Origin of the sequence: Abyssibacter sp. (assembly GCF_964229365.1) — a bacterium.
GTDB lineage: Bacteria > Pseudomonadota > Gammaproteobacteria > Nevskiales > OUC007 > Abyssibacter.
The window spans coordinates 1-26,548 of sequence record NZ_CAXRDQ010000040.1 but is presented as its reverse complement, the minus strand read 5'-3'; the positions used below and the strand labels follow the sequence as shown (position 1 = coordinate 26,548).

23 protein-coding genes are annotated in these 26,548 nt (G+C 64.0%); 16 read left to right on the top strand and 7 right to left on the bottom strand.

The window, feature by feature from the left end:
• Positions 1-9: 9 nt before the first annotated feature.
• Both parC and htpX read left to right on the top strand, forming a co-directional pair.
• Positions 10-2,238 (top strand): DNA topoisomerase IV subunit A, encoded by a 2,229-nt coding sequence (gene parC / locus ACE1EY_RS06765; protein WP_370299758.1) that lies wholly within the window; start codon positions 10-12, stop codon positions 2,236-2,238.
• A 104-nt stretch (positions 2,239-2,342) separates the two neighbouring features.
• Entirely contained in the window at positions 2,343-3,239 is an 897-nt protein-coding gene (gene htpX, locus ACE1EY_RS06760; protein WP_291512889.1) for a protease HtpX, read from the top strand.
• Between the two features lie 31 nt (positions 3,240-3,270).
• On the opposite strand, the gene ACE1EY_RS06755 is transcribed toward htpX, so the two are convergent.
• Both ACE1EY_RS06755 and epmB read right to left on the bottom strand, forming a co-directional pair.
• Complete coding sequence (locus ACE1EY_RS06755) at positions 3,271-5,322, bottom strand: EAL domain-containing protein (protein WP_370299757.1); 2,052 nt, start codon at positions 5,320-5,322, stop codon at positions 3,271-3,273.
• Complete coding sequence (gene epmB / locus ACE1EY_RS06750; protein WP_291512887.1) at positions 5,319-6,338, bottom strand: EF-P beta-lysylation protein EpmB; 1,020 nt, start codon at positions 6,336-6,338, stop codon at positions 5,319-5,321. Before epmB ends, ACE1EY_RS06755 begins: the two co-directional genes overlap by 4 nt.
• 68 nt (positions 6,339-6,406) lie before the next feature.
• Between epmB and efp the strand changes: the two genes are divergently transcribed.
• Both efp and epmA read left to right on the top strand, forming a co-directional pair.
• Positions 6,407-6,976 carry an elongation factor P gene (gene efp / locus ACE1EY_RS06745; RefSeq protein ID WP_291512886.1) on the top strand — a complete coding sequence of 190 codons (570 nt, stop codon included), beginning with the start codon at positions 6,407-6,409 and terminating at the stop codon, positions 6,974-6,976.
• A 3-nt stretch (positions 6,977-6,979) separates the two neighbouring features.
• Entirely contained in the window at positions 6,980-7,927 is a 948-nt protein-coding gene (gene epmA / locus ACE1EY_RS06740; protein ID WP_370299756.1) for an EF-P lysine aminoacylase EpmA, read from the top strand.
• Positions 7,928-7,950: 23 nt separating this feature from the next.
• On the opposite strand, the gene ACE1EY_RS06735 is transcribed toward epmA, so the two are convergent.
• From ACE1EY_RS06735 to ACE1EY_RS06720, 4 genes are all read right to left on the bottom strand, one after another.
• Entirely contained in the window at positions 7,951-9,381 is a 1,431-nt protein-coding gene (locus tag ACE1EY_RS06735) for a DUF5666 domain-containing protein (RefSeq protein WP_291512884.1), read from the bottom strand.
• 3 nt (positions 9,382-9,384) lie between these two features.
• The gene (locus ACE1EY_RS06730) at positions 9,385-10,254 is read right to left on the bottom strand and encodes a DUF6502 family protein (protein ID WP_291512883.1); all 870 of its coding nucleotides are present in this window, start codon (positions 10,252-10,254) and stop codon (positions 9,385-9,387) included.
• 66 nt (positions 10,255-10,320) lie between these two features.
• Positions 10,321-11,127, bottom strand: coding sequence for an archaetidylserine decarboxylase (gene asd / locus ACE1EY_RS06725; protein WP_370299775.1), 807 nt, complete (start codon positions 11,125-11,127; stop codon positions 10,321-10,323).
• Positions 11,128-11,198: 71 nt separating this feature from the next.
• The gene (locus ACE1EY_RS06720; RefSeq protein WP_291512881.1) at positions 11,199-11,795 is read right to left on the bottom strand and encodes an SCO family protein; all 597 of its coding nucleotides are present in this window, start codon (positions 11,793-11,795) and stop codon (positions 11,199-11,201) included.
• Between the two features lie 46 nt (positions 11,796-11,841).
• On the opposite strand from ACE1EY_RS06720, the gene prmB reads away from it, so the two are divergent.
• From prmB to ACE1EY_RS06705, 3 genes are read left to right on the top strand one after another with little or no spacing between them, the layout of a single operon-like run.
• A complete protein-coding gene (gene prmB, locus ACE1EY_RS06715; protein ID WP_291512880.1) occupies positions 11,842-12,744 on the top strand; it encodes a 50S ribosomal protein L3 N(5)-glutamine methyltransferase in 903 nt (300 codons plus the stop codon).
• A 50-nt stretch (positions 12,745-12,794) separates the two neighbouring features.
• The gene (gene aroC / locus ACE1EY_RS06710) at positions 12,795-13,892 is read left to right on the top strand and encodes a chorismate synthase (RefSeq protein ID WP_291512879.1); all 1,098 of its coding nucleotides are present in this window, start codon (positions 12,795-12,797) and stop codon (positions 13,890-13,892) included.
• Positions 13,893-13,896: 4 nt separating this feature from the next.
• Positions 13,897-15,078, top strand: a complete 1,182-nt coding sequence (locus ACE1EY_RS06705; protein WP_291512878.1) for an MFS transporter — start codon at positions 13,897-13,899, stop codon at positions 15,076-15,078.
• A 22-nt stretch (positions 15,079-15,100) separates the two neighbouring features.
• On the opposite strand, the gene ACE1EY_RS06700 is transcribed toward ACE1EY_RS06705, so the two are convergent.
• A complete protein-coding gene (locus ACE1EY_RS06700) occupies positions 15,101-15,970 on the bottom strand; it encodes a LysR family transcriptional regulator (RefSeq protein WP_291512877.1) in 870 nt (289 codons plus the stop codon).
• Positions 15,971-16,082: 112 nt separating this feature from the next.
• Between ACE1EY_RS06700 and leuC the strand changes: the two genes are divergently transcribed.
• The 9 genes from leuC to ACE1EY_RS06655 all read left to right on the top strand — a co-directional run.
• Positions 16,083-17,495, top strand: a complete 1,413-nt coding sequence (gene leuC / locus ACE1EY_RS06695) for a 3-isopropylmalate dehydratase large subunit (protein ID WP_370299755.1) — start codon at positions 16,083-16,085, stop codon at positions 17,493-17,495.
• A 3-nt stretch (positions 17,496-17,498) separates the two neighbouring features.
• Positions 17,499-18,146 (top strand): 3-isopropylmalate dehydratase small subunit, encoded by a 648-nt coding sequence (gene leuD / locus ACE1EY_RS06690; RefSeq protein ID WP_291512875.1) that lies wholly within the window; start codon positions 17,499-17,501, stop codon positions 18,144-18,146.
• On the top strand, positions 18,143-19,216 hold the full coding sequence (leuB, locus tag ACE1EY_RS06685; RefSeq protein ID WP_291512874.1) for a 3-isopropylmalate dehydrogenase: 1,074 nt from the start codon (positions 18,143-18,145) through the stop codon (positions 19,214-19,216). The genes leuD and leuB overlap by 4 nt, the downstream gene beginning before the upstream one ends.
• Before the next feature lie 26 nt (positions 19,217-19,242).
• Complete coding sequence (locus tag ACE1EY_RS06680; RefSeq protein WP_291512873.1) at positions 19,243-20,268, top strand: aspartate-semialdehyde dehydrogenase; 1,026 nt, start codon at positions 19,243-19,245, stop codon at positions 20,266-20,268.
• 84 nt (positions 20,269-20,352) lie between these two features.
• On the top strand, positions 20,353-23,781 hold the full coding sequence (locus ACE1EY_RS06675; protein ID WP_291512872.1) for a FimV/HubP family polar landmark protein: 3,429 nt from the start codon (positions 20,353-20,355) through the stop codon (positions 23,779-23,781).
• A 108-nt stretch (positions 23,782-23,889) separates the two neighbouring features.
• Positions 23,890-24,522, top strand: a complete 633-nt coding sequence (locus tag ACE1EY_RS06670; protein ID WP_291512871.1) for a hypothetical protein — start codon at positions 23,890-23,892, stop codon at positions 24,520-24,522.
• Positions 24,522-25,325: a tRNA pseudouridine(38-40) synthase TruA gene (gene truA / locus ACE1EY_RS06665; protein ID WP_291512892.1), complete on the top strand. Its 804-nt coding sequence runs from the start codon at positions 24,522-24,524 to the stop codon at positions 25,323-25,325. Before ACE1EY_RS06670 ends, truA begins: the two co-directional genes overlap by 1 nt.
• The gene (locus ACE1EY_RS06660; RefSeq protein WP_291512870.1) at positions 25,307-25,936 is read left to right on the top strand and encodes a phosphoribosylanthranilate isomerase; all 630 of its coding nucleotides are present in this window, start codon (positions 25,307-25,309) and stop codon (positions 25,934-25,936) included. Before truA ends, ACE1EY_RS06660 begins: the two co-directional genes overlap by 19 nt.
• A partial coding sequence (locus ACE1EY_RS06655) for a pyridoxal-phosphate dependent enzyme (protein WP_370299754.1) occupies positions 25,914-26,548 on the top strand: 635 nt, incomplete at its 3' end. The genes ACE1EY_RS06660 and ACE1EY_RS06655, both read left to right, overlap by 23 nt.

Here is a 26,548-nt window from a genome sequence, read left to right as displayed (position 1 = left end):
GAACGCGAGATGACTGAAGACACCGCGCTGGAAGGCGAATACCTGCCGATCCGCAGCTTTGCCGAAAAGGCCTACCTGGACTACTCCATGTACGTCGTGCTGGACCGGGCGCTGCCCCATATCGGGGACGGCCTCAAACCGGTGCAGCGGCGTATTACCTACGCGATGAGCGAGTTAGGACTTAGCGCGGCGTCCAAACACAAGAAGTCGGCGCGCACCGTCGGCGACGTGATCGGCAAGTTCCATCCGCATGGCGACAGCGCCTGTTACGAGGCGATGGTGATCATGGCGCAGCCGTTCACCTACCGCTATCCCATTGTCGACGGACAGGGCAACTGGGGCTCGCCGGACGATCCCAAGTCCTTTGCGGCCATGCGCTATACCGAATCCCGGCTAGCCCCCTATGCGGCGACGCTGCTCGCGGAGATCGCGCTGGGAACCGTGGACTGGGCGCCGAATTTCGATGGCACGCTGACCGAACCCAAGGTGCTGCCGGCGCGGCTGCCGAATGTGCTGCTCAATGGCGGCACCGGCATCGCCGTGGGTATGGCCACGGACATCCCTCCCCATAACCTGCGCGAAGTCGTCACGGCGGCCCGGCATTTGCTGGACCGGCCCAAGGCGACTCTGGACGATTTGCTGGCGTATGTGCCCGCGCCGGATTTCCCGACCGGCTGCGAGATCGTGTCCAGCACCGATGAGCTGCGCGCCATCTACGAGGCCGGGACCGGGCAGGTGCGTGTCCGTGCCGTATTCGAGCGTGATGGTCAGGACCTGGTTGTCTCGGCGCTGCCCCACCATGTGTCCGGTTCCAAGATCCTGGAGCAGATCGCGGCGCAGATGCGGGCCAAGAAGCTGCCGATGGTCGACGACCTGCGGGATGAATCGGACCACGAATCGCCTTGCCGGCTGGTGATCTCGCCGCGGTCCAATCGGGTCGATGTCGATGCGCTGATCGCGCATCTCTGCGCGACGACCGATCTGGAAAAGACCATACGCGTCAACCTCAACATGATCGGCCTTGATGGTCGTCCACGCGTGCGTGGTCTGCGCGAGATATTGAGCGAGTGGCTGGTGTTCCGCCGTCAGACCGTGCGGCGGCGCCTGGAACATCGGTTGACCAAGGTCGAAGACCGCTTGCACATCCTCGACGGTCTGCTGATCGCCTATCTGAATATCGATGAGGTGATTCGCATCATCCGCACCGAGGAGGCGCCCAAGCCGGTGATGATGGAGCGCTTCGGCATCACCGAGGTCCAGGCCGAGGCGATTCTCAACCTGCGCTTGCGTCACCTGATGCGTCTGGAAGAGATGAAGATTCGCGGCGAACAGGATGAACTGGCCCGCGAGCGCGACTGGCTCACCGGCGTGCTGGGTTCAGAAGCCCGGATGACCAAACTGATTCGCGAAGAGTTGTCCGCGGATGCCGAAAAATACGGCGACGATCGCCGCTGCGCGCTGGCGCAACGGCCGCAGGCCCGTGCTCTGGCCGAGTCGGACCTGCTGCCGGCCGAGCCCATCACCGTGGTGTTATCCGAGCTTGGCTGGATCAGGGCGGCCAAGGGGCACGCCGTCGAGGCGGATACGCTCAGCTATAAGGCCGGCGACGCCTATCTCTGCGATGTGCCGGGCCGCAGTAACCAGTCGCTGGTGGTCCTCGATTCAACCGGCCGGTCCTATCAGATCGCAGCACACAAGCTGCCGTCGGCACGCGGGCAGGGCGAGCCGCTGTCAGGCAAGCTCAATCCGCCGCCCGGCGCTCGTTTCGTCGGTCTGGTCATTGGCGATCCCGAACAGCGGGTGCTGCTTGGCTCCAGCGCCGGGTACGGCTTCGCGACCCGGGTCTCCGAACTGGTCAGCCGGAACAAGAGCGGCAAGACCGTGCTGACGGTGCCGAAAGCGGGTGCGGTGCTCGCCCCGGTGCCTTTCGGCAGCGACGCGCAATGGATTTGCGTGGTGTCGTCCGGTGGACGGATGCTCGCCTTTCCGCTGGATGAGTTGCCCGAACTCGCGCGCGGCAAGGGCAACAAGCTGATGACCCTCAAGGCCGGTGAGACCCTGGTGGGCTGGGCCGCGCTGGGCCCCGCACAACAACTCCGGCTGGAGAGCGGCCAGCGCCACATCGGGCTGAAAATCTCCGATATCGAGGCCAGCTATCAGGGCAAGCGTGCCCAGCGAGGGGTCATGCTCCCGCGGGGCTTTCAGCGGGTGCAGCGAATCGTCACCGTGGATGCTTGATTCGCCGTTCGGCGGTCGCATATTAGGCGGGGCATCGCGAACCGACGATCTGCGTTGAGGTCGTAGGCGATGACTGTAGATCTCGGTCGACATCAGGGATATCGATGAAGCGAATTGTTCTGTTTCTGGCCACCAACATCGCGGTGATGGTGATTCTGTCCATTGCGGTCTGGGTGCTGGGCGCCGTGTTCGGCGTCAACGCCTTTGATCACACGACGGGCGGGCAGCTCAACTACGGCGCGTTGCTGATCTTTTCGGCGGTGTTCGGTTTTGGCGGGGCGTTCATATCGCTGGCCATGAGCAAGTGGATGGCCAAACGGTCCATGGGCGCGCAGGTCATCGAGCGGCCATCGAACTCCCAAGAAGCCTGGCTGATGCAAACCGTGCAGCGGCTGGCGCGTCAGGCGGGCATCGGCATGCCGGAGGTCGCGATCTTCCAGTCGCCATCGCCCAACGCGTTCGCCACGGGCGCGTCCAAGAACAACGCCTTGGTCGCCGTGTCCACCGGGTTGCTCCAGAACATGTCCGCCGACGAGGTCGAGGCGGTCCTGGGTCACGAGATCGGACATGTGGCCAATGGCGACATGGTGACGCTCACTCTGATCCAGGGCGTGGTGAATACTTTCGTGATTTTCCTCGCCCGCGTCGCGGCCTTTTTTGTCGACCGCCTCATCTTTCGTACGCAGGAGGGCCGCGGGCCTGGGTATTTCATCTCCTGGATTGTGTTCGAGATTCTGTTCGGCGTGTTGGCGTCCGTGGTGGTGTGCTGGTTCTCGCGGCAGCGTGAGTTCCGTGCCGATGCGGCAGGCGCCCATCTGGCCGGTCGCCGCAAGATGATCGCGGCGCTACGCCGGCTACAGGGGGGACAGCCGGACCCTCTGCCTGATCAGTTCAGTGCATTCGGAATCGCCGGGCACGTGGGACAGGGTCTGCGCCGCTTGTTCATGACGCATCCACCGCTTGGCGAACGCATACGTGCCCTGGAGTCGTCGCAGCCTTAACGGGTGTCTTCACGGCCCTGCGGGCGGGTCTTCACACGAGCGAAATGGCGTCCGCCAGCGGTTCGTCGGCGGTGATGGTTGACTGCACGTGGTTGCCTTGCACGTAGTTGATGCCGAGTTGCCATAGCTGCGCCATGGAGTTCGCGTCCTCCACATGCTCCGCGATCGTCCGGATGCCTTGGGACTGCGCGGTCTCGATGAGTTCAGCGAATTGGCGCTTCGCCTCAGCATCAGAGGATTCCAGCGAGCGCGTAAAGGCCGGATCGAGCTTGATGAACTGCGGCTGCAGGGTTGTGAGCAGGCTTAGCGACGCACGCTTGTTGCCGAATCGGTCAATTGCCACGCGGCCGCCGTGGGCTTGTAGCGCCTCGGCGAGGGCCGCGAACTTGGCGCGATGATCGTGAATCTGCCCTTCACCAATCTCGAACACGATCTGCTCGCTGCGACATTGCCCTGACTCGATCGCATCCCGCCAGATGCTGGTCACGGTCTGCGGATTGGCCAGGGTCTGGTTGGAGATTCGAATGAACAGGGTGGGGTTCAGGCCCGCCGCGTCGCCCGAGCCGCCCAGCACCCGCACCGCCGCCTGCATGACCCATGCGTCGATCTCGGGCATCAACTCGTACTCGATGGCCACAGGTAGAAAGTCCATGGCCATCAGCTCGCCGCCGTCGGGCGTCAGCATGCGCACATGGGTGTCGAGGAGGTTGCCCGGCTCGCCTTCCAGACTGGCGATCGGCTGGAACACCAGCTTCAGTTGATCGGCGCGCAGGGCAGCACGGATACGTTCGGCCTGCTGGTCGGCCACGCGCTTGCGTTCTGAAGCTTCCGCCGTCGGGCCCATGAAGATGGTGATATCGCCACCACGCCGCGACACCTGCGCGGCGTTGCGGCGCATATCGCGGATCAGCGTCTGCGGGCGCTCCTCCCCGGTGAGCGGGTAGGACACGATGGTTGCGGTGATTGCGGTCTCGTGTTCCGCCGTGGTGAACGTGGCTTGGTCGACGACATCCAGCAATTGGTCGGCGAACGCCCGGGTGTCGTCAGCGGAGCTGCGCTTCACCAGCAGAATCAGTTCCGACACCGAAAACCGGAACACGCGGTCGCCGGGTTGCTGAACCGGCGCCAGCATGTCGTAAAGGTGTTGCAGAATCTGATCGGAATCCAGATAGCCGATGCGCTCTTCCAGGGAATCGAACTGGTCGACGTAGATGAGCACTAGCGCGGTCAGGCTGCCATCGACAGGAGGCGTGAGTGCCTGTAGCCGCTTGAACAGGTCGGGTCGGCTACCGGGCGAGAATGCCTTGTCCAGCGCGCTTTGGCGGACCATGCATTCGGTGACCAGCTCGCCATCGACGAACTTGGAGGCCACATCCAGTTGCACCGGTGGCGTGACGCCGTCCTTGCCCAGCAGCCGGATCTCCGTTTCGATCTCCGTTGCCGGTGATTTACGGGCTCGCTTCAGAACGGTTTTCAACGATGGCTGGTCGTCGGCAGCGGCGATATCCAGCACAGGCTGGCCGATCAATGCGTCGTCGTCGGTGGTCCGCCCCAGCAGGCCCAGAAAGGCCGGGTTGATCTCGGTGATCACGCCTTCCTGCACCTGCAGCACCGCGTCACCGGTCTCCTTCAACAGGCTGCGGGCGCGGGCTTCCAGCTCTTGCGCCCGCTTGAACAGCGAATGCATGCGACGACGGTCCTCGTAGCACTCCAGTTCGCGGCGCACGACCAGGGTGAGATGGCGCATGTCCTGCGACGACACAAAATCGCGCGCGCCCAGGTCAATGGCGCCGACGGTGCGCATCAGCGTGACATGATCGCCCATGACCAGCACCGGCAGGTCGGGATCGAAGTCGCGGACCGCCCGAATCACATCCTCAACCGCCGGGTCCTTGAGGCGCTCTTCACACAGCACTAACTCGGGGGTGAGACTCGCCAGCATCGAGCCGAATTCGTCGCCCGCCGACGGCCAGTGCACCTGTGTCTGGATGCCCGAATTGCGTAACTCGCTCTGGATCGTGTTCGCGAGGTTTTCCGTGCGCGACGCGACGATCAACTGGGGTTTCTGCCGGCTGCGACTCACGAGTGCTCCGTGCTGGTGGCGATTGTCGGACCCACTTCAACGGGGCGCTTGGAATCATCACCCGGAACCTCGCGAACGAAGCGCGGAATCAAGTACCCAGGCAGACGATCTCGAAGCTCTTGCATGATGTGCAATGCGTGTAGGTCAGTGACACGGTAGTGAGACGCACCGGCCACGGGGTCCAGCGCATGCAGATAATAGGGTAGCACCCCGTTTTCGAAGAGTGTGGTCGACAACTCCGCCAGCGTCTCGACGTGATCGTTGACGCCGCCTAGCAGTACGGATTGGTTCAACAAGGTGATCCCGGCGTTTTGTAGCGCCCGCAGACGCGTCTGGGCCGATGGGCCGATCTCGGCGGCATGGTTTACGTGGGTCACGAGGACAATGCGGAGCCGGCTAGCTGCGAGCGCGTCGATGAGCGGATCGCCAAGCCGCTCTGGATCTGCCACCACGGTGCGTGAATGCAGCCGCAGTGTGGTCAGGTGGGCGATGTCGCCCAGCGCCTGGATGAGGTCGATCAGGCGATGTTCAGCCAGTGAAAGCGGATCGCCGCCGGACAGAATCACCTCGTGAATCGTCGCGTCGCCTTCCAGTACCTCAATGGCGCGTTCCAGTTGCCGCCCCAGGCCGACGGCACCGTAGTCCGTGTGGCGGCGAAAGCAATACCGGCAGTGCACGGCACAGGCGCCAGTGGTCACGATGAGAGCCCGGCCGGGGTACTTGCGAATCAGGCCATCGCCGATCGCGAACTGCGACTCGCCGACCGGGTCGGTCGAAGCCAGCGGATCGGCGGCGCGCTCCTCGAGACTGGGTAGCACCTGACGCAGGATCGGGTCTTTCGCGTCGCCATGACGCATGCGGTCGGCCAATGCACGTGGAACACGAAACGGAAAATCCGGGTGAGGGTCGAGCGCAAAGGCCAGCGCCGCTTCCGTGAGGCCAAGGTGGCGGAGCAACTCGCCGGGCGAGCGGAACGCTTGCGGGGGCTCGGTGCCCGACGGCTGTGGCTGTATCATGCGCGCTTCCATATCCCTTTTATTCTATCGGCGTCGCGCAGCCAGCGGCGCAGCGCGAGCGAGACCCTATGACGACTTACGCCACGAACCAGTTCAAGAGCGGCCTGAAGATTCTCCTCGACGGTGATCCCTACACCATCGTCGAAAACGAATTCGTGAAGCCGGGTAAGGGCCAAGCCTTCAGCCGCGTGCGCGTGCGCAATCTCAAGAATGGCCGCGTTGTCGAAAAGACGTTCAAGTCCGGCGACACCGTCGAGGGTGCCGACGTCATGGAGTTGGACCTCCAGTATCTCTACTACGACGGTGAATTCTGGCACTTCATGGAGCCCGTCAGCTTCGAGCAGTACTCGGCAGACGAAGTCGCGGTGGGCGACAACAAGATCTGGTTGAAAGAGCAGGACGTCTGCAAGTTGATGCTCTGGAATGGCTCGCCGATTTCCGTGGAACCACCAAATTTCGTTGAGTTGAAGGTCACCGAAACCGATCCCGGTGTGCGTGGCGACACCTCCGGTGGTGGCGGCAAGCCGGCCACGCTGGAAACGGGCGCAGTCGTGCGCGTTCCGCTGTTCGTCGAAGAGGGCGAACTCCTGAAGGTGGATACGCGCACGGCGGAGTACGTGTCGCGCGTCAAAGAATAAGCCATGCGAGAGCACGGCCGCTCCGGACTGAGCTGGGAGCGGCTCCGGCAACGCGCTGATTTGATGGCGGCGATTCGCGCCTATTTCGCCGCTTGCGGCGTGGTCGAGGTGGACACGCCGTCCTTGCGGATCACCTGCGCTTCCGACCCGCATATCCCGGTGCTCGCCGTGGGCGAGGCTGCGGAGCCGCAGTTCCTGCAGTCGTCGCCTGAGGCATTGATGAAATGCCTGCTGGCGGAACATGGTCGGCCGATCTATCAGCTGGGCAAGGTCTACCGCGCCGGTGAGCTGGGTCGGTTGCATCAGCCCGAATTCACGATGCTGGAGTGGTACCGACCGGGCTGGTCGATGCAGAACTTGATGGACGAGGTGGTCGCCATCCTGCGCCTGGTCGAGCCCGCGGTGACGCAAGTGGACACGGTGGACTGGCGGAGCGTGTTCGTGGACCACACGAGTCTGGAACCCGAGGCTGACCGGCACGCCCTGGCTCAACGCGCAGCCGGCCTTGGCGTCTCGCGGCAGCTGCTGGAGACCGCTGATCCCCGTGCGTTACGCGACTTGCTGTTTTCCCACTGTGTTCAGCCGACTCTGGGCCAGAATCGCCCGGTCTTCGTGACGGGTTTTCCCGCGGAAGAGGCCGCGTTCGCCCGGCTGGATCCTGCCGACGATACGCGGGCCTTGCGCTTTGAGTTGTATTGGGCTGGCGTGGAGTTGGCAAACGGCGGTGAGGAACTCACCGAGCTGGACGCCTGGCGCCGCCGGGCGTCCGCGGATCTGGAGTATCGTCGCCGGGCCGGGTTGCCCGTCATGGCCATCGATGCGGACTGGGTGGCGGCGCTGGAGCTCGGGCTGCCGGCTGCAAGCGGTGTCGCGTTGGGCGTTGATCGCTTGCTTATGTGCGCGCTAGGCGCGAACGCAGTGGGGCATGTGATGCCGTTTGCTCGCGACTAGGCGACAAACAACCGCGGCCGACGCTAGCGCGCTGTGGCGATATCTTCTTCCGAATTCAGCAGCCGGACCCGGCTGGCGAGCAGGGTGTGTGCGCCGGTGACTTCCTCGCCCCAGGCCTGTACCAGCAGTCCCGTTGTTGCCGTCGCGAGGAAGACAGTTTCCGAGATCTCGGTACCGCCGACCGATTCGTAGACGGTATTGTCATCGGTGATCACGTTGACACCGCCAATGACCAGTGTGTTGGAGGTGACGCCTGCCACGATATCCGACAGAACGCCGTAAACCGCTGCTATCGGGTCGGCGGGCGTACGTTCCATGCGTGTCACGACGAGCTGTCCGCTCTGGTCGAAATACCCGACCAACGCAAGCGCGTCACCGAGCTGCAAGTCGGTGGCCGAGAACTGCCGTGGCTGGCCGGGCCGGGACTCGATGTATTGGGTCAGCGGCTGCACGGTGAGGGCCTGATCAAGAACCTGGATGTTCGGTGTCAGGCTTGCGACGACGCCGTGCAGCAGGACATCGGGTGCCGGGATCACCCAGTAGTCGGCTGCGTTCAGCAGGCCGCTGTCGTCGACCGGGCCACGGGCGAGCAGATGGGCTCCAACGTCGATGGACTGCGCGGCGGTATCGCGGCGCTGCGCATCGGCCAGTTCAATCTCGGTTTGGCCGCCGCGCACCCGGCTGCCATCGATGGCGTCCACAACTACGGCGCGATCGGCGTAGGTGGCTGGCGTCGGTGCGGCCGGCGCCGGTGTGACCACGGACGCGAATAACGTGCCGCCGCGGGTTGGTTGTTGTCCGGTGACGGTGACGCGATCGCCAATGGCCACGGCGTCTACGACGGTGGCTGCGCTGACGTCTACGGTGAGCGAGCCGATCGTCAGCTCGGTCGCCGACAGCGTGTCGACAAAGCCGGTCAGTGTCAGCGGCTGGCTGCCGGCACTGTAGTCGGAATCTTCCACGGCGAGATAGGTTGCCAGCGCTTCGCCTGATGCCGGCACCAGCGCATGAATGTCCACCAGCATGTCGGAGTCGAGTTCATCCAGCGTGATGCCGATCAGCCGGGTCATCTCATCGACGCGAACGTTCTGTCCGAGGACGGATAACGACGCCGTTTTGACCGCGCCAACGCGTGCGATGCCGTCGATGGGCGCCAGCAGCGCGCGTCGGGCAGAAACGCTGCTTGCCTGCTCGGCGAGCAGGTCGCCTTGCACCGAGGTTTGCATGCCGACCTTGATGTCGGCTTCGGTCGCCGAGGCTCCATTCAGCCGGAACTCAGTGAGACTCGTGTCGAACTCCCGGCCATTGACGAACAGGCTGCCATAACCGGACGCCGAGCCGTTCGAGTCTCCTGTGCCTTCGATGCCGGCCACCCGCAAAGCCGTGCCGCAGGCCACCGTGAGGCTGGCGGCAACAAGGGCAGGGAACAGGCGGTGGGCAAGCAATCGGTGCATGGATTAGTCGTCGGTGGGGGGCTGGTCGGTGCGATCAAAGAAATAGATGCCAGCGCCGATATGAGCGGATGAGCCGGCCGCGTCATCCGGTTGTTCGTTGCTGGACATCCAATCGTCCAGCGACTCCAGCAATTGCATGCCACGTTCGGCGAGCAAGCGCTTGAACAGCGGCACCATGCGCGGATTCAGTTGGGCGTTCGACACGTAGCGCTGGAACAAAAGCTCTTCACTGCTGGTGCCATCGTTCAGATTGCGGTCAATGGTGTGGCCCAGGTCGCTCATGGCCAGGCCGAACATGCGCAGGCTGTCGGGGTCACCACCGGCGGGCACAAAGCTGCGGGAGAGGACCTGGATGCCCTTCTCATCGACGCGCACGGCGTTCACGCGACGCAGCTCTTCGAGCATCGCGCGCGGCGGCATATCGCCCGAATAGCGGCGAACCAGCGCCGGAAACTGCAGGCCGTCGTCGGTCATGTTCAACCTGCGTGGCTGACCCTTTTCGTCGCAGAAATCCGGGTCACGGAACCAGCCTGACAGCACGCGCGTCGCCCGGTTCATGTGATTGGTGGACGTCTCAGTCTTCTGCGCGCGGGTTTCGCGCAGACGCTTCACTTCCTTGCGCGTCAGTCCGGTCATGATGGCTACGCGCGAGTCCGATGCGCGCGCATCGCTGGGTGTGAATTCGTCCCAGGCGATCTCCATGTAGGTGCGCTTGGCGATTTCCGAGAACTCGCCAAAGGAAATGCCTTGCCGGAGCATGATGCGCACCAACGGGCGCAGTAAGCGCCGCAGGGCCCGGTCGAGTTGACTATGTGCGTCCATATCCATTGAGTGGGAAGCGTATCCCAGCGATTCCATTCGTGCCAGATTCATTGACGGCCTCCTAGGCCAGCATCCTAGTTCTGATGGCGTGATGCCCGCAGCAGTTCCGCGCGCGCATCAATCTCTGCCAAGGGTTCCAATCCGCTGCCCCATGCGCAGCGGAGCCAGTGGTTGCAATTGCGAACTCCACTGCACACCGCCGGCCCCGGCCAGCAGGATGACAGTGGAACCCATGTTGAACCGACCAATCTCTTCGCCCTTGGCGACCGAGACCGGTGTGTCCATGCGCTTCTGCCAGGCGCGTTGACCATGCGGCGGTGTCACGACACCCGTCCAGCGGGTCTCGATCGAACCAACAAAGATCGCGCCAACCAACACGAGTGCGAACGGGCCGACTGCCGTCTCGAAGAACAGGTTCAGCCGCTCGTTGCGGCTGAACACGCGCGGAATCCCCGCCACCGTCGTCGGATTGACGCTGAACAGCCGCCCAGGTTGGAAGCTCATCGATATCAATTTGCCGTCCATTGGCATGTGGATCCGATGGTAGTCCTTGGGTGACAAATACAAGGTCGCAAATTCCCCACCGAGGAATGCGCCCAGACCAACGGCATCCAAGCCCAGTAATTCGGCCGCTGAATAGCGGATTCCCTTCGCCTGAATCAGGCGACCTTCCTGACTCGCCCCGGCCTGGCTGACGGCTCCATCCACCGGGCTGATCAGCGCGTCCGTGTCGGGGTCGATGGGGCGGGCGCTGGGCACTAGCGCGCGCGTGAAGAAGTGATTGAAGCTGACGTAGGCATCCGGGTTGCGCAGCCGGGCGTCCGCCAACGAGATGCCGAAGTGGGACATGAATCGCTGGATCAGGCGCCGCTTAAGCCAGGCGCGCTGGCTGCGCGTGATGCGGTGCGCGAGTCGCGAGAGCATCAGCGTGGGCAACACCCTTTGCAACAGCACGAACGCGCGTTGCTGTGGTGTGAGGCGCTCGCGGGCCTCGCTCACGAAGCCACCACGGTCTCAAGGTCCTTGCGCAGCTGATCGTCATCCCAGGGCGGCAGGATATAACCGGCGATGGCGCCGGATGGGCTGACCAGGACTAGCGCAGCTGAGTGGTCGACCGTGTAGCCGCCGTCATCCATCGGCACCTTCACAAACGCGATGCCGGCGCCTTCGGCGAGTTCGGCGATGGCGTCGGTCGACCCGGTGAGCGAACGGATGCTGGGATCGAAGTAGGTGGCGTATTGCTGCATGGTTTCCGGTGTATCGCGTTCCGGGTCTACCGTGACGAACTCGAGACGCAATGCATCGCGTAGCAGGTCGGAGTCGCCGCGCAGTTTCGCCAGCCGTTGCAGCGTGGTCGGGCAGATGTCCGGGCAGTGCGTGAAACCGAAGAACATCAGCCGCCACTGCTTGCCTGCGGCATTGGCCGACACGGTCTGCTGCTCGCCGGTCAACAGGCGCGTATCCGGCAGGGGTCGCGGGTTGTCCAGCAGGGTGATGGATTGCACCGGAGCGGGTGCACGCAGGATCATGGCGACAATCAGACCCAGCGCGGCCGGAGCCACGACGATTAATAACAACAGACGTTTGGACATCTCGAGGGAGAACTTGCTTGTGGGCAGGGAGCCAAGAGAAGAAATTATGACAGACGCAGCCGCTCAAACCGTGATCGACATGCTGGAAACCGGTTTGGACTGGGCGCGATGGGGCGCATCCGAGATGCAGCGGGCGCAGCGCTGCAGCGGGCATGGCTATGTTTCGCCGCTGGACGAAACGGTCTTTCTCGTGCGCCACGTGCTGGGCCTGCCGCAGGACAGCACCCTCGACTGGCTTCGGGGGCGCCTGTTGCATGACGAACGAACAGCGATTTACGAGGCACTGCATGAGCGCATCGTCGATGCCCGGCCGGTCGCCTACATCACCGGCGAGGCCTGGTTTGCGGGCATGCCATTTCTTGTCGACGAGCGCGTACTGGTTCCGCGGTCCCCGCTGGCCGAGCTGGTTCATCAGCGGTTCAGCCCCTGGTTGTCTCATCCGCCGACGCGCATTCTTGATCTCTGCTGTGGCTCGGGTTGTATCGGGTTGGCGGCGGCGATGGCCTTTCCTGAAGCCACGCTGGTGCTGGCTGATCTGTCGCCGGATGCCTTGGCCGTGGCCGCGATGAACGTGGAGTTTCACGGCCTCGAAGAGCGCGCGACGCTGGTTGAATCCGATTTGTTCGATGCCCTGGCCGACGAGACCTTTGACCTGATTCTGACCAACCCGCCCTATGTGCCGAGCCTGGAAGTGGATGCACTGCCAGAGGAGTTCGCGCACGAACCCCGGATGGGTCTGGAATCTGGCGAGGACGGTATGGAGCATCCGCGTCGGATCGTGAGCGAAGCGCGCCGGCATCTGCGAGCTGGCGGCAGTCTCATTGGTGAAGTCGGTGCCTGGCGCCCCGAGTTTGAAGCGGCGTTCCCGGCCGTGCCGTTCACCTGGGTCGAGCTGGAACAAGGCGGCGAAGGGATCTTCGTGGTCGGCGAGGACGATTTGCCGCGGTAGACTTCTGCGTCCCGCGATGCCGCTGCATCGCCTTTCGAAGTACGGTCCGCATGTCTGGAAACACGTTCGGTCATCTGTTCGCAGTGACCTCATTTGGTGAATCGCATGGCCCCGCCATTGGCTGTGTCGTTGACGGCTGCCCGCCCGGGCTCGCGGTGGACGAGGCGCTGATCCAGCGCGAGTTGGATCGTCGGCGCCCCGGCACCTCCCGGCATGTGACGCAGCGCAAGGAGCCGGATGCGGTCGAGATTCTCTCCGGCGTGTTCGAGGGCAAGACCACCGGAACCCCGATCGGGCTGTTAATCCGTAACCAGGATCAGCGCTCGCGGGACTACGACAAGATCAAGGACGTCTTCCGTCCGAATCACGCCGACTACGCCTACGACCAGAAGTACGGGTTTCGCGATTACCGGGGTGGCGGGCGCTCCAGCGCCCGTGAGACCGCCGTGCGGGTGGCGGCGGGTGCGATTGCCCGCGAATACCTGCAGACGCAGCTCGGCGTATCGATACGGGCCTGTGTCACGGCCATCGGTTCGCGAGCGCTGGCGATTCATGATTGGAGCGCCGTTAACGACAACCCGTTTTTCTGTGCGGATCCCGGACAGGTGGAGGCGCTGGAGCAGGATTTGATCGCGTTGCGGCGCGACGGCGATTCGGTGGGCGCAGTGTTGCAGGTAGAGGCCACCGGTATGCCTCCCGGTCTTGGCGAGCCCGTGTTCGACCGGCTGGATGCCGACATCGCCAAGGCCATGATGGGCATTAATGCGGTCAAGGGGGTGGAGATCGGTGACGGCTTCGCCGCGGCCGGCCAGCGCGGCAGCGAGCACCGTGATGTGCTCAGCCCCGACGGTTTCGGCTCCAACCACTCGGGCGGAGTGGCCGGTGGCATCAGCACCGGCCAAGACCTGGTCGCGCGCGTCGCGTTCAAGCCGACCTCCAGCATCATCATTCCCGGCGAGACCATCACCCGGGCCGGTGAGGCCACCGAGATGCGCACCACCGGGCGCCATGACCCCTGCGTGGGCATACGCGCGGTGCCGATTGTCGAGGCGATGATGGCGCTCGTGATCATCGACCACTGGTTACGACACCGGGCTCAGAACGCCGACGTCACCCCGACGACGCCGCGCATTCCCGCGCAGCGCTAAGATTTTGCCGGCCAAGCTGCCGTACGTCCGTTTATCGGCGTTCTACGCGTTCTACTTCTCGACCCTGGGGTTGCTGCTGCCGTTCTGGAGCGTTTACCTCGATGACATCGGTTACTCGGCGTCCCGGATTGGTGTGTTGCTCGGGGCGATGCTGGGCCTGAAGATCATCGCGCCGTATGTATGGGGGCAACTGGCCGATCATCTGGGACACCGCTTACCGGTGATCCGGCTCGCGGCGGTGTTGGCTGCGGCGGCCTTTCTGGTGGTGCCGCAGGTCAGTAGCTTCTGGCCGCTGCTGCTTGTCATCGTGGTGTTCGCGTTCTTCTGGAACGCCGCGCTGCCTCAGTTCGAGGCCATCACCTTCAACTACCTGCGGGATGAGGCCGATCGCTACGGACAGATCCGGCTCTGGGGCTCGGTCGGTTTCATCATCGCCTCCATCGGTTTGGGCGCCTGGATCGAGCGGGTGGGCGTAACCGTGCTGCCCTATGTGGTTGCGGCCGTGCTCGGCATGCTGGCGCTGGTCGCCTCGACGGTGCGCGAACCCGAAGCGCAGACCACGCATGACCCCGGGCCGATCCTGCATACGCTGCGGCAACCGATGGTCGCCGGTCTGCTGCTGGCCTGCGCGCTGATGCAGATGAGCCACGGTCCGTACTACGGTTTCTACTCGCTGTACGTGAAAAGCCATGGTCATGGCGAAAGCCTGATCGGCGGCCTTTGGGCCATGGGCGTAGCGGCGGAGATTCTGACGTTCTTGCTCGCGCCGCGCTGGCTGCGGCGTTATGGCCCGCGCCGCTTGATGCTAGTGGCGCTGGCCGTGGCCGCCCTGCGCTGGTCCTTGCTGGCGTTTTTTGCGGGGTCGCTGCCGATGCTGGTGCTGATCCAATGTCTGCACATGGGATCCTTCGGGCTTTATCACGCCGTCGGCGTGTTTTTGATCAATCGCGTGTTTCTGGGGCGCCAGCAAGGCCGAGGGCAGGCCCTGTACAGCGCGGTTTCCTTCGGCGCCGGTGGTGCGCTGGGCAGCCTGCTGGGCGGCGTAATCTGGGACCATCTCCCATCGGAAGCGCTGTTCCTGTTCGCGGCCGGCTCGGCCATTGCCGGCTGGCTGGTCGCATGGCGCTACCTACGTGGCCCGGCGCTGGTCCGGTCGGGCCGGCCGGCGGCCGTGGTGGAGACCTGAATTTCTCGGGAGTTGTCTTCGCTTAGCCGGTGGCTGGCTCCAGAACGGAGAGAAACGCGCGCGCCGGGCCAGAGAGCGTGCGCCCGCGGTGCACGGCCGTGCCGAGGCTGCGGTGGATGTTCAGATCCAGTGGCAGGGCGACGATGGAGTCGTCCAGCATCGTCCGCGGCAGCGCCGACCAGCCCAACCCGATCGACACCAACATCTTGATCGTCTCCAGGTAGTTGGTGGACATGCGGACTTTCGGCGCCATGTCGACCTGCGCCAGCGCATCCGCGATCAGCCGGTGGGTGAAGGTGCGGCGATCCGGAAGAATCGCGGCGTGACGCCCCAGGTGCTCGATTGTCAGATCGGCTTGCGTCGTCAGCGGGTGGTCTGGCGCAGCGCAGAGCGTGAGCGGATCTTCCCAGATCACGCGGGTCAGCAGGCGGGTGGACGGTCGGCGCGGCAGCGTCACGACGGCCAGTTCCAGTCGGCCGGATTCCACAGCGTCACAGCCTTCCTCCGAGTCCAGAAATTCCAGGTTCAAATCCACGGCGGGGTAGGCGCGGGAGAATCGGCTGAGTACTGACGGCAAGCGGTGCAGGCCCAGGTGGTGGCTGGTCGCCAGATTCAGTTCGCCGGTGACGGTACCAGGCGCGCTGCGAACCGCCTGCTGCGCCAGTGTCATGTCGGCCAGAATTCGGCGCGCAATCGGTACCAGGCGCTGGCCGGCGTCGGTGAGCTGGACGCCGCGGCCAATGCGGTCAAGCAGCGTCTCGCCGAGTTGCGATTCCAGCGCCTGCAGGCGTTTGGTGACGGCTGACTGGGTCAAATGCAGGCGGGCGGCCGCGGCCGATACCGAGCCGGACTCAATGGTGCTGACAAACGCTTGCAGTTGGGCAGTGTCCATTTGTGTCGGGTAATTCCATTATGGAATGTGTGTAGGAAAAATAATTCATTTGTAGAATGAGTGCCAGGCGGGCACAGTCGCCACCCCTGATGGATGCCAGAGAGGTTGGGCCGTGGCTGGACAGACGCTTTACGACAAGTTGTGGGATGCCCACATGGTGCGCGACAACGGTGACGGGACAGCCCTGGTCTATATCGATCGCCATCTCGTTCACGAAGTGACCTCGCCACAGGCGTTTGAGGGGCTGCGGCTGGCCGGGCGGGATATCTGGCGTCTGGATGCGAACCTCGCCGTGCCGGATCACAACGTGCCGACCACGGATCAGAGTGTGGAAATTGCCGATCCGATTTCCCGTACGCAGGTCGAGGCGCTGCGGAGCAACGTGCGTACCGTGGGAATGACGTTCTTCGACCTGGGCGACCCACGGCAGGGCATCGTCCACGTCATGGGTCCGGAGCAGGGCGCGACCTTACCGGGCATGACGGTAGTCTGTGGCGATTCGCACACGGCCACCCACGGCGCGTTCGGGGCGCTGGCATTCGGCATCGGAACCTCCGAGGTCGAGCAGGTGCTGGCCACGCAATGCCTGGTGCTGTCGAAATCACGCAGCATGCGCGTCACCGTGGATGGGGCGGTGGGTGCGGGAGTCACTGCAAAGGACATCGTGCTGGCCATCATTGGCGAGATCGGAACCGCCGGCGGCACTGGCTGTGTGATCGAATTTGCCGGTCAGGCGATCCGCGACCTGTCGATGGAAGGGCGTATGACCTTGTGCAACATGGCGATCGAGGCGGGCGCCCGAGCCGGCATGGTCGCCGTCGATGACAAGACGATCGATTACGTGCGCGGCCGCCCCTATGCGCCGAGTGGTGCACTGTGGAACCAGGCCGAGGCTGCGTGGAGGGATCTGGTGTCCGATGCCGGCGCCGTGTTCGACGTTGAAGTCGAGCTGCAGGGAGCCGACATCACGCCGCAGGTGAGCTGGGGCACCTCCCCGGAGATGGTGGCGCCCGTCACCGCCCGCGTGCCGGATCCGGCCGCCGCGCCGGCTGACAAGCGATCCGGATGGACGCGGGCCCTGGAATACATGGACATCCGCGCCGGGCAAGCCCTGACCGAGATCGCCATGGACCGTGTGTTCATTGGTTCCTGCACGAATTCACGGATTGAGGATTTGCGCGCAGCCGCGGCTGTGGCCAGAGGCCGTCGCGTGGCCCCCAACATCCGCCAGGCGCTGGTCGTGCCGGGATCGGGTCTGGTCAAGGCGCAGGCAGAGGCCGAAGGTTTGGACAAGGTTTTTGTCGATGCCGGATTCGAGTGGCGCGAGCCGGGTTGTTCCATGTGTCTGGGTATGAACGCAGACCGACTGGACCCTGGCGAACGGTGCGCCTCGACATCCAATCGCAATTTCGAAGGACGTCAGGGACAGGGCGGGCGTACGCATTTGTGCAGCCCGGCGATGGCGGCGGCTGCAGCCGTCCATGGTCATTTTGTCGACGTGCGCACGCTGGAACTGGGAGCCTAGATCATGGAAGCACTGATTACGCACACTGGCCGGGTGATGCCGATGGATCGGTCGAATGTCGACACCGATGCCATCATTCCCAAGCAATACCTGAAATCGATCAAACGCACGGGTTTCGGTGCCTTCCTGTTCGACGAATGGCGCTTCAAGGATCCGGGCACACTGGATTCGCGTCCGGAAGACCGCACGGAGAATCCTGAATTCGTGCTGAACCAGCCGGCGTTCCGGGGCAGCAGTATCGCGCTGGCGCGGCGCAACTTCGGTTGTGGCTCCTCCCGTGAGCACGCGGTCTGGGCGCTGGCGGACTACGGGTTTCGCGTGGTCATCGCCGAGAGCTATGCAGACATTTTTTTCAGCAACTGCTTCAAGAATGGCGTGCTGCCCGTCGTGCTGCCGGCTGATGCAATCGAAGCCCTGATGCAGGATGCGCTGGCCGCGCCATTGGATCTGACGGTGGATTTGCAGGCCTGCGAAGTGCGGCACCCAGACGGGCGCGTGTGGAGCTTCGACATCGATGGCTTTCGCCGCGATGCCTTGATGCAGGGGCTGGACGAGATCGGCAAGACGCTGCAATACGAAGAGGCCATTCGTGCATTCGAGGCCAAACAGCGAGCGGCCTCGCCGTGGTTGCAGGGAGTCACCGAGGTATGACGCACAAGCTGCTGTTACTTCCTGGCGATGGCATTGGTCCGGAGATCGTCGGGCAGACCGAGCGGGTGTTGCAGACCCTGGTCCGCACCCATGGCCTGAACGTGGAAACCGAATCGGCGCTGATCGGCGGCGCCGCCTATGAGGCGGACGGTGATCCACTGCCACCCAGCACCCAGGCTCTTGCAAAGGCGAGCGATGCCATCCTGTTCGGCGCCGTCGGCGGTCCGAAGTGGGACGGCATCGAACGCGACCTGCGTCCGGAGCGTGGGCTGCTGCGCATTCGTGCGGCGCTGGACCTGTTCGCCAATCTGCGGCCGGCCAGTCTGGTGCCGGAGTTGGCATCCGCCTCCAGCCTGCGCCCGGAATTGGTGGCCGGGCTGGATATCATGATCGTGCGCGAGCTGACCGGAGGCATTTACTTCGGCCAGCCGCGGGAGCGCGCCGAGCATCGTGCGTTCAATACCATGGTCTACCGCCGGGACGAGATCGAGCGCATTGCCCGGCGCGCGTTCGAGATCGCTCGACTGCGTGATGGGCGGCTGTGCTCGGTGGACAAGGCCAACGTCCTGGAAGTCTCCGAATTCTGGCGTGACACGGTGACGGCGGTTGCTCAGGACTATCCGGATGTCGAGCTGTCACACATGTATGTCGACAATGCGGCCATGCAGCTCGTGCGGGCGCCGAAGCAGTTCGATGTCATCGTGACCGGTAACCTCTTTGGCGACATCCTGTCGGACATTGCTGCGATGCTGACCGGTTCCATCGGCATGTTGCCATCGGCATCGCTCAACGAGCAGAGCCGCGGTCTGTACGAGCCGGTGCATGGCTCGGCGCCGGATATCGCCGGGCAGGACAAGGCGAACCCGCTGGCGACGATGCTGTCGCTGGCCATGTTGCTGCGCTATAGCCTCAACGAAATAGCGATGGCCGACGCGGTCGAGACCGCGGTGGCAGAGGTGCTGGCGGGCGGGCTACGTACCGCCGATCTGCAAACCGGCGGCGGCCCCAGCGTCGGAACCGTCGCCATGGGTGACGCCGTGATCCGGGCGCTGGAAAGCCGCGCGGACTGAACACTTAACGAATTGGAAAGACGATCATGAGCAAGACATACGATGTGGCTGTCGTCGGTGCGACCGGTGCGGTGGGCGAGGCGATGCTGTCCATACTCGCCGAGCGCAAGTTCCCCGTTGGCGAGGTGTACGCGCTGGCGAGCGAACGCTCCGCAGGCGCACGCGTGGCCTTCGGCTCGCGTCAGCTGAAAGTGCAGAACCTTGCCGATTTCGACTTTGCCAAGGTGCAGATCGGCCTGTTCTCGGCCGGTGCTTCGGTTTCTGCCGAATACGCCCCGAAGGCTGCGGCCGCCGGTTGCGTGGTTATCGACAACACCTCGCAGTTTCGCTACGACGACGACATTCCACTGGTCGTGCCGGAGGTGAATCCGCAGGCACTGGACGGCTTCGAAGCACGGAACATCATTGCCAATCCGAATTGCTCCACCATTCAGATGGTGGTGGCCCTCAAGCCGATTGACGACGCGGCGCATATCGAACGGATCAATGTCGCCACGTATCAGGCGGTCTCTGGTACCGGTAAGCCCGGCGTCGAGGAACTGGCCGGCCAGACGGCCCGGCTGCTCAACGGTCTCGAGATCGAGACGCCGACGGCGTATCCCAAGCAGATCGCGTTCAACGCCTTGCCGCACATTGATGTCTTCCTGGACAACGGCTACACCAAGGAAGAAATGAAGATGGTGTGGGAGACCCAGAAGATCATGGGGCGCGCGGACATTCGTGTGAACCCCACGGCGGTGCGCATTCCCGTGTTTTTCGGCCATTCCGAAGCCGTGCATCTGGAACTGCGGGAGCCGCTGTCGGCACTGGATGCCCGGGAGCTGCTCGAACGGGCGCCTGGCGTGGTCGTGGTCGACAGCCATGAAGATGGTGGCTACCCGACAGCTGTAACGGAAGGGGTTAACAACGATGCGGTTTATGTGGGCCGCATCCGCGAGGATATCTCCCATCCGAACGGCCTCAATTTGTGGATCGTCTCCGACAACGTCCGCAAGGGTGCGGCGCTCAACAGCATCCAGATCGCAGAAACCTTGGTCGCCAGAGGTTTGTAAGGTATAACAGCAAGTTAACGCGCCTAATTCAGACCGGGGGTAGGTCGACCAGTGGCATCGCGCCAGGGGAGAGTCGACAGCATCATGCGTTTATTCGCCGTTTTTCTCGCGGTCGCGAGTATCAGTCTCGTCTTTCGTGCCGACGCGCTTGCGCTGGGCGAAATCGAAGTGCGTTCCATGCTCAACGAGCCCCTGGATGCCCAGGTGCCGCTCGTGGCCGCATCGTCATCCGAGCTCAGCACGCTTGTAGTCAGCCCGGCGTCGGCAGCTGCGTTTGAAACAGCCGGTCTTGAACTAACCGGTTATGTCGCCGGCTTGCAGTTTGAAGTGGTGCCGGGCGCATCGCCGTTCGTGCGCGTCCGCGGGCGGACCGCCGCCCGCGAGCCGTTTCTGGACCTGCTTCTGGAATTCAGCTGGGGTAGTGGGCGGCTGTTGCGCAACTACACCATCCTGCTTGACCCGCCGGCCGTGGCTTTCCAGCAGGTCGCGCAGGCAGAGCAGTCGCAATCCGATGCGCCGGCCGCGGTTGAGCCGAGCGTGGGAGAGCCGCAGAGCGCGGCTCCAGCCCGGCCTGTGGCGCCAGCACCTGCGGACACCGCACAACCCATCACCGATCCGGCGTTCAACGAAGGCGTTGGTTGGGTCGACGCGGCATCGCCCGAAACGTCGGTCCAGCCCAAGCCTCAACCCCGGACGCGACCCGCAGCCGCGGCCTCCGCGCCGACGGTCGGCGCCGCGCGTGGCACCACCACCGGGCGATACGGGCCAGTCAAGAAATCCGAAACGCTTTGGAGCATCGCGTATCGCCTGCGCCCAGACCCGTCGCTGTCGATGGATCAGATGCAGCTGGCGATCTTCTATGCCAATCCGGAGGCGTTCGACGGCAATCTGAACACCCTCAAGGCTGGCGCGACGCTCGCCGTGCCATCAGCGGCGGACGTTGCCAGCGTCGACCCTGAGACGGCCAAGCAGGAGGTCGCGCGCCAGCGCAGGGCGTACGTGCCTCCAGTGGCGCCGGTGGCGTCACCTCGCGCCGAACGGCCGGCAGCGCCTCGCCGCCCCGAGCCGACGCCCACACAAGACCAACCGATCCAACAACCTGCCGTTGCTGAGCCGCCGGTGCCCGAAACCGGCAGCGCGATCACGGAAGACGCCACGCCGACGCAACGCGAGCCCGAAACGCCTGAACCGGTTGTTGCCGATAGCCAGACGGCCGCCGCGGGGGGAGCCGACGAGCAGGTCGCTGATTCCGACGTGGCGCGTGCCGAGCCGGCGCGGTCACCGCAAACGTCATCAGAGCAAAGCACGCCGCCGGCCAGTCGCGAGCCGAGTGCGGGGTCTTCGCCGCCGGCTGAACAACCGATGAGCGCGCTGGAGCGCTTGCGTGCGCAGCAGGCAGGGCGCTCGCAGGAGCCCCAGCCGTCAACGCGCGACGACACGGATGTCGAGACCGAGCTGGCCGCCGCTCCGCCAGCGACTGAAGGTGATGCCGGCGCGAAAGATCTGGCTGCGGAACCGGACGAACCGCCCGCCACACGCCCGGTTCAGCAGCCATCGGCGCCGGCGCAACCGGTCGACGACGAGGGTGGGTTCCCTTGGTTGCTGCTGTTGTTGGTTCTGGTGGCCGGCGGGGCTGGCTACTGGTTCTGGAAACGCCGTCAGGCGGCTGAAGAACCGGCCTCCATCTGGCCAACCGCGCCGCAGCCCGCGCCGGTCGATGTCTCGCAGACGGAAACCGACGCCGCCGAACAGCGGAGTAAGCCGGAGAAAGCGGCGCCTGCCGCCGCAGCACCGGTTGCCGATGATCTCATGGTGGCGACGGCGGTCTACGATGCCGGCGACGCTGAGCCAACGGCGCCGCAGGAGACTGGCGAAACCGCTGGCGATCTGGATGCGACCGCGATCTTCGATGCGGGCAATCTGACCGCGCCGGGCGATGAGCCTTCGCGCGAAGCGACGCCGGCTTCGGAGTCGACGCAGCAGTTCCACTCCGAAACCATCATGATCGACGTCAGCGGCGACGATCCGGTGGCGGAGGCGGATTTCCATCTGGCATACGGGCTATATGACGAGGCCGCCCTGTTATTGCAGCAGGCGATGCAGGCTGAACCGGGTCGCGCCGATGTGAAGGCCAAGCTGGCGGAGGTCTATTTCGCGGCCAGCCAGCGTGCCGAGTTCATCGAACTCGCCGAACAAATCCAGGATGAGCTGTCATCCGCCGAGTGGCAGCGCGTCATCATCATGGGGCAGCAGCTCGCCCCCGATGAGGCCATCTTCCAGCAGGACGAAGTGGCCGGGTTCGATGACGCTGGTCTTGATCTGGACTTTGACGCCGAACCCGACACAGCAGCGCCAGCGACTGACTTCGATCTCGATGACTTTGGGGCCGATGAAACCGCCGAGGACGAGGCATCGCTGGCATTCGAGATCGAGCCGCCGACGGTCGACAGTAACGAATCCACGAAGGCCGACGCGGGCGTCGAAGACGACGGACATTCGCTGGAGTTCGAGCTCGAAGACTTCGACGCTGACGTGCCGTCGTCCGAGCCCGAGCCGGAGCCGGCCAGCGTAGCGGACGAGGTTGACCCCGAATCCGCGGTGGCAGCCGACATTCAGGATCGACTCGCCTTCGACATCGACACGATGACGTCTGACGCGCCGCTCTACACCGGCACCCAGGCGGGCGAAGACGATGCCGAAGACGTGTTGGCAGGCCTGGAGGACTTCGAGGTTGGCAGCGCCGAGGCTGAGCCGTCGACGGATGACCATGGCGCTGACGACGGCGTTGCCGATGAGGTCGCAGCAGCACCGCCACCGCAGGACATCGTGCCGGAGTTTCCTGATGAACCGGCCCTGAGCGAGGCGCCAGTCGCCGCGGTTGGAATCGATGATTCCGTCGACGTCGAGTCCGAAGAGGCTTCGGACGAGTCAAGCGAAACCATCGACGCGGATGAGGCGGAAGCCTTTCTCGGCGACCTGGATGATTTCGTTGTGGACGCCGAGGAGTCACCAAGCCTTCAATCACCCGAACCACAGCCCGAACCCCCGCTGACATCGTCAGCGAACGTCGATGCGATACCGGACGATAAACCGGCAGGGGATGAGCCGGCGTTCGATTTTGACCTGGGCGATTTCGACCTGGGGGATGAGGCTGTAGCGGATGCTGCGTCGTCCGGCGAAAGTGACCTGCTGAGTGCCGACGATTCCGAGATTGATCTCGATCAGTTCGATTTCGAGTCGGACGGTCCTGCGGAACCGGCGCTTCCGGTGTCAACCGATGCGACGGACTTTGATCTCGACGCGATGTTCGACGACGACGATGCGGCGGATGTCGACTCCGACACGGCCGCCGATGCCGATCTTGGTGGCAAGCTGGATCTGGCCAGAGCCTATGTCGACATGGGCGATGCCGAAATGGCGAACAGCCTGATCGACGACGTGCTGGCTGGCGGAAACGACGAGCAGAAGGCGGAAGCGGCGACGCTGAAGAATCGCTTGAGTGGCGGCAGCTAAGGGAGTTCGGAGTCTGATGCGGCGTGATGGCTCGTCGCGGCGACGGACCTTGTTGGTTTGACTCGATATCCTTCTGCAAGCTGGCGAAAGCCGTCGGCCCCCGTCCGGTTGATCACGCTGCTGGTCCTGGCGGTTGGCCTGATGCTGGTCGATCTCGCCGCGCTGGGCGTCTTCTTCGGGGTGGTTGCTCTCCTGTTTCTGCTGGAATGCGGACGCACCGCCATCAAGGAATGGCTGCGGGCACTCTGGCAGTTGAAATGGTTGTTTCTCGCATTGGCCGTGCTCTATCTCGGCTTCACGCCAGGTACACCGCTGCTGGATTGGGCTGCGCGGCCGACCTGGCAAGGTGCCCTGGAAGGTGGTCACAGGGCGCTGGTCCTGGCAACCCTGCTGATGGCGGTGCACTGGCTGGTTCGGCCCGTGCCCACCGATGCGCTTGCGGGCGGTATGGTCTGGCTGACCACGCCGCTGGAACGCCTGGGTTTGCACACCCGGCGGTTCGCGGTCCGGCTGGCGATGACGCTGCATCGGGTGGGCGAGCTGCAGGAACAGGTCAACGCGTTGCGGGGTGCCGCAAGGCAAGGCTGGGTCGACACGGCGGCAGAGCTGATTCGTGGTATCGAACAGGCACCGTCCGCAAACACTGCGTCGCAGGCCATTGAGTTGCCGACCCCCCAGCTACAGGAATGGCTGATGCCGGTGGCGCTCGCAGGCGGCGTGATCGCGGGGCTTGCGCTGTGATGCGGTTCGCGGCCGGAGTGGAGTATCTCGGAACCCGCTATGCCGGCTGGCAGGCTCAGAAGCATTCGCCTGGGGTGCAGGCCGATGTTGAGGCCGCGCTGTCCGCGGTGGCGAATACTCGGATTGGAGTGATCTGCGCGGGCCGCACCGACGCTGGCGTGCATGGCCTGGGTCAGGTCGTGCACTTCGATTCGCCTGTCGCACGCCCCACGCATAGCTGGATGCTCGGTGCCAACACTAGCCTGCCGGCGGATATCAGCATTCGCTGGGTGCGTCCGGTGGACGACGCCTTTCACGCCCGTTACACGGCCGTCGGCCGCCGCTATCGTTACGTGATTCATAATTCCCGATCGCGTTCGGCGATCTGGGCTGACCGGGCTGCGTGGTGGAGCTATGCCCTGGACGCAGACCGCATGCACGCCGCCGGACAGGTGCTGGTCGGGGAGCATGACTTCAGCTCGTTTCGTGCTTCGGAGTGCCAATCCAGTACGCCATGGCGACGTGTGGACGCTTTGCAGGTCCGTCGGCTCGGCGCTTTCGTGCTCATCGATATCCAGGCCAACGCCTTTGTTCACCATATGGTGCGCAACATCGCAGGTACACTGCTGGAGATCGGGCAGGGCAAGCGTGATGCTGCGGCGATGGGTGACATTCTCGCTGCCCGTGATCGCAAAGCGGCAGGTGTCACCGGGCCGGCCGGCGGGCTTTACTTCGTCGCCGCCCTGTATCCGCCACCTTACGACTTCCCCTCGACGGACAGTGATACCGCGCTATTCGGACCACCATGCGACGCACTCGAATAAAAATCTGCGGGCTCACGCGGGCCGAGGACGTTGATCAGGCCGTTCAATTCGGCGCGGATGCCGTCGGCCTGGTTTTCGCTGCAGCAAGCCCCCGACAGGTGAATTTGCAGCAGGCCGCAACGCTGCGTGAGCGCATTCCCGGACTCTGTTCCTGCGTGGTCCTGGTGATGGATCAGCCTGCTGAACAGGTCAAGCAGATCGTTCAGGTGGTCCGGCCCGACATGCTACAGTTTCATGGTGCGGAAACGGCTGAAGAATGCCGTCAATTCGGGCTTCCCTACATCAAGGCGCTGGGGCTTGGCGGCTCCACTCCGGTCGATCCTGCGGGGCACCCGGACGCGCTGGTGCTGGCAGATAGCCATGCGCCTGGTGCCGCCGGGGGTACCGGCCAGACCTTTGACTGGAATCGCGTGGCGGGCTGGGCTCGCCAGCGGCCGTTGATGCTGGCTGGTGGGCTCCAACCCGACAATGTCGAGCAGGCGATCCGTGCCGTTCGTCCGTGGGCGGTGGATGTCAGCACCGGGGTCGAAGATGGCCCGGGGCTGAAGTCAGCCGAACGCATGCAAGCTTTCATGAGAGCAGTACAACGTGCCGACCAATCCGATCCCTGAACCGTCGAGACCGCCCGCGCCTGGCCATTTTGGCCCCTACGGCGGCTCCTTCGTCTCCGAAACACTGATCGAGCCGCTGAATGCGCTGATCGAGTCCTACGACAAGCTGAAGGTTGACCCTGCGTTCCGCGCCGAGCTGGATGCGGATCTGGCCAACTACGTCGGTCGCCCCACGCCGTTGTATTTTGCCGCGCGGCTGACTCGCGAGTACGGCGGCGCACGCATCTTCCTCAAGCGTGAGGACCTGAACCACACCGGCGCCCACAAGGTGAACAACACGGTGGGGCAGGCGATGCTCGCCAACCGTATGGGCAAGACGCGCATTATCGCCGAGACTGGAGCCGGCCAGCATGGCGTGGCGACCGCCACGGTCGCGGCTCGGCTGGGCCTGAAATGTGTGGTCTACATGGGCGAGGAAGACATCGCCCGCCAGTCCCCCAATGTATTTCGGATGCGCTTGCTCGGCGCCGAGGTCGTGCCGGTCACCTCTGGTTCACGCACGCTCAAGGACGCGATGAACGAGGCACTGCGTGACTGGGTCGCCAACGTCGACGACACCTTCTACATCATCGGCACGGTGTACTGCTCTCATGAAAGCTTGCATGCGTTCGG